Source organism: Nonomuraea marmarensis (genome assembly GCF_043197025.1).
Classification (GTDB): Bacteria; Actinomycetota; Actinomycetes; order Streptosporangiales; family Streptosporangiaceae; genus Nonomuraea; species Nonomuraea marmarensis.
In genome coordinates this window covers 1-1,751 of sequence record NZ_JBICRM010000103.1, presented here as the reverse complement: position 1 = coordinate 1,751, position 1,751 = coordinate 1, and the positions used below count along the sequence as shown (strand labels likewise).

Genomic DNA, 1,751 nt, shown 5'->3' with positions numbered 1-1,751 from the left:
TCATGGTGTGTGGATCATAGGGTCAGCCAGCGGGGGCGGGTGGGGTCGACGTTCAGCAGGTTCAGGAGTTGGTGCTGGAGCGGGTCGGGGATGAGGACCTGGGGTGGGCCGGTGGCGGTGGCGGGGATGAGCTGGATACGGTCCAGGGCGGTGAGGATCGAGCGTCCGGTGGGGCGGTCGGGGCTGTTGCCGGGGTGGAACAGCAGCCGGGTTTCGGGCAGCAGGGCGTGGCGGACCTGGCGTTCGATCAGGCAGAAGATGAGCAGGGCTAGGCAGATGACACTGATCAGGGCGGTGATGCGGCGGTTGTGTTTGAGGAACATGGGGGCGATGGCGAGGGGGCCTTTGATGTCGCTGTAGCGGCGTTCGACGATGTGCTGGCCCTTGTAGCGGATCAGCACATCGGCGGCGTCTGCTTGGTCGGGTGGCAGGTTGGTCAGCAGGGCGTACCAGCCGTCTGCGCTCGCTTCGGCGTCTAGGGCGTGCTGGTCGAAGGCCCAGGTGAAGATGGGGTTGCCGGTGGCGGGGTCGGTGGTGATGGTGGTGGTCAGGTAGGCGGTCACGCGTCGTTTCTTGGAGATCTCGGCGGCGCGGCGGGTCACGTCGGCGGTCGTGGGGTGGTAGCGGGTGCCTGCGGTGCGTACCAGCCGGTCCAGTTCGTCGGTGGCCTTGGCTAGTTTCAGCGCCCGGGCGGCGGCCTGGCCCTGAGCGTGCGCGGTGGAGTGGACCAGGATCCGGCGCAGCGGGATCGGTTCGTCGCGGCTCTTGCCGGGCGCCTTCAGCGCCATCTGATCCTCCAGGACGTGGTAGACGGCCCGCTGCTCGGCCGGCTTTCCCGCATCCCTGGCCGCGACCACGTCGACCTGCTGCCCATCGGCGGGGTCGAGCCCGGCGAACAGCCCAGCCGGGACCTTGGCCGCGGCCAGTGGTGCGAGGAAGGCCACCCCGGCCTCCAGCATCGCGGCCACGTTGCCATGGGAGATCAGCTTGGAGTCGCCGATGAGCAGCATCTCCCGCCGCCCGGCGATCTGCTGCAGGCCGTGCATGGCCTCGATGACCTGTGCCACCTCACCAGCGCCGCCGTCATAAGCCCGGTGGAAGATCGGGATGCCCTCGTCCCGGGTCACCGCGATCCCGGCCTGCACCTGCTTCAGATCGGTGCGCCGGTCCTTGGGATGACCGTACTTCGGCGTCGGATAGTCCTCCTCGGCCTGCTCGAACGCCCCTTGCAGCGAGATCGAGGTCATGTCCCAATGCATCTGGGCCACCTGCAGCCCGAACGCGGCGATCGCTTGAGCGCCGACCGATCCGACAATCTGCTCCAGCTCCGGCGCGACCGCATCCAGCGCCCGGGCGATCCGATCGTCATTCAACGCGCCGGGATCGATGCCGAAGACCTCCTCCACCGCCCAGTCCCGCGCCCAGTCCTCCACTCGCCACAACGGCGACGGCGAGGTCAGCCGGTTGGCGATCAGCACCTCGATGACCTGCCCGTGGGTGAGGTAGGCGTCGGAGCGGACCGGGCACGCCCGATCCACAATCCCCGCGATGTCCAGCCGCCGGCAGAACTCCGCGATCACCGGCAGCGCGCCCAGCCGCCGCTGCAGCACGAACTGCGACACGATCTCTGCCCGCCCCCGGCGCGCACGATGACGAGGCTGACCCGAAAGACCACTCATACCTGTCCCACGGACCAGCCCGCCATCTATGACGCGGACCGCGTAAACAATCATGCGGAGAACGGGGCTAGC

General features: G+C 68.5%; 1 protein-coding gene. It reads right to left on the bottom strand.

Annotated features, from left to right (window positions below):
• Nucleotides 1-14: 14 nt before the first annotated feature.
• The gene (locus tag ACFLIM_RS50115; RefSeq protein ID WP_393177997.1) at nucleotides 15-1,622 is read right to left on the bottom strand and encodes an IS1634 family transposase; all 1,608 of its coding nucleotides are present in this window, start codon (nucleotides 1,620-1,622) and stop codon (nucleotides 15-17) included.
• Nucleotides 1,623-1,751: the final 129 nt, after the last annotated feature.